The sequence below is a fragment of the Ruminococcoides intestinihominis genome, from assembly GCF_040096285.1.
GTDB lineage: Bacteria > Bacillota > Clostridia > Oscillospirales > Acutalibacteraceae > Ruminococcoides > Ruminococcoides intestinihominis.
On sequence record NZ_JBBMEY010000083.1, the window covers coordinates 1 to 3,086 of the forward strand.

At 48.2% G+C, this 3,086-nt stretch carries 5 protein-coding genes; all 5 read right to left on the reverse strand.

Translation table 11 applies throughout. From position 1 onward, the window contains the following. Positions 1-33 precede the first annotated feature (33 nt). On the reverse strand, positions 34-966 hold the full coding sequence (locus WMO18_RS10720; RefSeq protein ID WP_367286598.1) for a pectate lyase-like adhesive domain-containing protein: 933 nt from the start codon (positions 964-966) through the stop codon (positions 34-36). Continuing rightward, positions 963-1,667 (reverse strand): TetR/AcrR family transcriptional regulator, encoded by a 705-nt coding sequence (locus WMO18_RS10725; protein ID WP_248004737.1) that lies wholly within the window; start codon positions 1,665-1,667, stop codon positions 963-965. Before WMO18_RS10725 ends, WMO18_RS10720 begins: the two co-directional genes overlap by 4 nt. Before the next feature lie 214 nt (positions 1,668-1,881). Next, a complete protein-coding gene (locus WMO18_RS10730; protein WP_211148260.1) occupies positions 1,882-2,298 on the reverse strand; it encodes a TnpV protein in 417 nt (138 codons plus the stop codon). Between the two features lie 126 nt (positions 2,299-2,424). After that, positions 2,425-2,652, reverse strand: a complete 228-nt coding sequence (locus WMO18_RS10980; RefSeq protein ID WP_211148261.1) for a transposase — start codon at positions 2,650-2,652, stop codon at positions 2,425-2,427. 104 nt (positions 2,653-2,756) lie between these two features. Continuing rightward, positions 2,757-3,086: hypothetical protein (locus tag WMO18_RS10735; protein WP_367286599.1), on the reverse strand; the 330-nt coding region annotated here is incomplete at its 5' end.

Here is a 3,086-nt window from a genome sequence, read left to right on the forward strand (position 1 = left end):
GGTTTCCTCCATTGGAATATTGATTTTATTATATCATATTCCCCCTGTTACTCTATCAAAAATATGATAAACTCTCATTGCCTGACAGTTTTCGATTTTTGCCTCATTAGACATCACAAAGCTGCTGCTGCTGCTGACATATACGCCGCCGCCGTTGGAAGAATTGGAAGAGGTGGAGATTGCCTGACAGCCTTCGATTATTGCCGTATCAGACATTTCAAAGCTGCTGCTGACGTTGACATATACGCCGCCGCCGCAAACAAATTGGGTCGCGCTTTCGGCGGTGCAGCTGCGAATGACCGCCGGACCTGACATTTTGAACGTGCCGGAAGCAAAAACACCGCCGCCGATGTCGGAGGCGACGCATCCGGCGATGCTGCCGCCGGACATAGAGAACTGACCCTGTTCCGAATCAATACATACACCGCCGCCGCACTCCGCAGAACAGCCGATAATATTGCCGCCCCTCATGGTCAGGCTGCCGCCGTTTTTAATCAGCGCGCCGCCGCCGCAATACCACGTCGTTCCGCCGAACGTTGAGATGTCCGTTCCCGTGCCGCCGGTGATGACGCCGCCGGTGACGGTCTCTGTGCCGCTTGCCTCGTCCAGCACCCACAGTTTGCCATTCGGATTGAATTTGTGCGAGAGATTACTCGTATTGCTGTCCTCGATAGTCAGCTGCCCGCCGTTCTCGACCACAATCACGCTGCCCTTGTTTGCGCTCTCGTATTTGAGCACATGACCGTTTAAGTCCAGCGTCACGGTGCGGTTGACGGTCAGGGAATTGCTGATGTTAATGTCCGCCGTGAGCTTGACGGTGCTGACAGCAGAATTCTCAATAGCCGTAGTCAGGTCCTCTGCGGTGCTGACTTCTGTTACCACGCTGTCCTCGGCAAACACTGTCGCAGGGGCGATGCTCAGTACCATACACAGGGTGAGCAAAATGCTTAAAATTCGTTTTCTCATCTTGTTACCTCCGTTTCTCCGTCCATCGACAGCTTAAAATCGTATTTCATTTCCAGCATGGCAAATAGCTTATACATAACCTCTGTGGCAATAGCCTTGATATCCAGTGTCTGAATAAAGGCAAGCACTTTGGCCTGCTCCTCCTCCGGCACCTTGTACACTCTCAGTTCCGCCGTGAGAAAGCGGCTGATTTTTCGCTCCAGCGGGAAATGGATGTCACATTTACGTGCCATATAGCTGCGCATCAGCCCCGCCGTGCCGATGTCCATTTCATAAAAATCGCTGTCGGTGTAATCGGGGAAATTCCCGCCGAAAATCTCTTTTAATTCCGCCGTGGTATGCACATAGATATATTCCGCCGTATCCGGGGCGGTATAGGCTTCGATATAAATTTCCCGCAGATTCTCGTTCAGCTCGGTGAGGGTGAGCTGGATCGCCGTATCCACCGCATAGGCATACACCGACGGCAGCTTGCTGCCCGCAATGCTCCTTGCCACACCGAACTGACCGCCGAACATCGTCTCGGTTAAGTCCAGCAAAATTTTATCCTTGGTGGGAAACAGATTCAAATAGCTTCCTCTTGCAACGCCCGCTTCGTCAACAATCTGACTGACAGAGGTGTTTTTATACCCCTGCTCCAAAAAAAGGCGAACGCATGCGGTTAGGATTTTTTTCTTTGTTTCTCCGCTGCTTCTTCGCAAATAAATCACCTCTCTATAAAAGTTTTAGTATCCGTACTAATAATATCATATTGAGAAAGAAAAAACAAGTGGTATTTGATGCTTTTCCGCGTTGAATTGTGGCATTTTCGTAAACGCTGCCTTCTTCCATTACTCACGTAACTTTATGACTTCTTGATTACTTTCCGAAAAAGAAAAGCCACCGTCGCTTGACAGCAGCCTTTCCGATTGTTTGTTATGCGTAAATCAGTTCGCTTGAAACAACCTCCATAGCAGCATTGCGGATGCTATTCATCTTCTGCACCCACAGCATTTGGTTTTCTGCTTTGAGTGCTTCCGTTACACCTTCCTTTTCGGCAAGTTGTTTTACCAGACGAGAGAACATTTTCTCTGCTTGTTCGATTATGTCGGCAAGGTAATCGTTCAGCTTGCCGCTTATCAACAGTTCGGAATAGAGTACCTTGCGGTGCTGTTTCAGATACAGCAAATGCCGCTTTTCCCATATCCCAATTGGTCTGCTCTCCGGCTCGTCCTCTCCGGCAATCAGATAGTAGTCCCCCAACAAGCTCGTACTACAAGCCTGTCCGCTGGTCTGTGATGAATTTCTCCATTGTGTGTTCCTCCAAATAAAGATTTTTACTTCAAAATCCATCCTGCTGTCACTAAACAGTATGTTTTGAAGTTTTGTCCTTATCCGGTTTCACTCATCTCTTGAACAATAGCAAACTCTGGTTCAAGAACGTCATATTTCTTTTTATCACAGGAAAAAACCGGTTCATCACGATTTTTTGTGGGATGGTGAACGGACAGAAGGAATAGAAAGATAGCGAATCAAGGTAAAGAAGAAGTCATCATCACGGTAACCGTAGCCGATTCGTTTAGCGACCTTGGTCTTGTTGTTGAAGCCTTCGAGCTTTGAGTTCCTGCTGTATAGTTTCGGGGCGATTTTGGGCGTTTTCCTTCGATATGAACGGCTTTGTTTAGCGGCGGTATCCTTTACCGTCAACCATTCAAAAGCCGCTGTTTGTCACTTCCGGGTAACAAAAAAGCGCCGTATTGCTACGACGCTTTTGTCTTGCTCGGAAGATGGAGCAAGGGAACGCTATTCAATTATCTGTCGTACTTTTTCTTCCTGCTTACAACCGTTGTGCCAATGGCTACCCCGCCGCTGATGAACAACAGGGCAATACACAGTGCAAGGTTGCTGGAATCGCCGGTCTGTGGACTCTTATCGGATGTTCCCAGTTTGGTACTGGCAGGTTTTTTCTCAAGAGCAGCAATCGCATCTTCGATAGCCTTTGCCATCTTGTCTACTTCAGATTGCTCCGTAATATTTTTACCACGGACAACAGCTTTGACAGCAGTTTCCACACCGGAGAAATCCTTGTAGTCATCCTTCTTCAAAGCGTTTGCTTTGGCAATGGCTGCATCAACCTTTGT

Excerpts from the sequence above, each read along its gene's own strand:
- WMO18_RS10730 (WP_211148260.1), bottom strand. The coding sequence starts at position 2,298 with ATGGATTTTGAAGTAAAAATCTTTATTTGGAGGAACACACAATGGAGA.
- WMO18_RS10720 (WP_367286598.1), bottom strand. The coding sequence starts at position 966 with ATGAGAAAACGAATTTTAAGCATTTTGCTCACCCTGTGTATGGTACTG.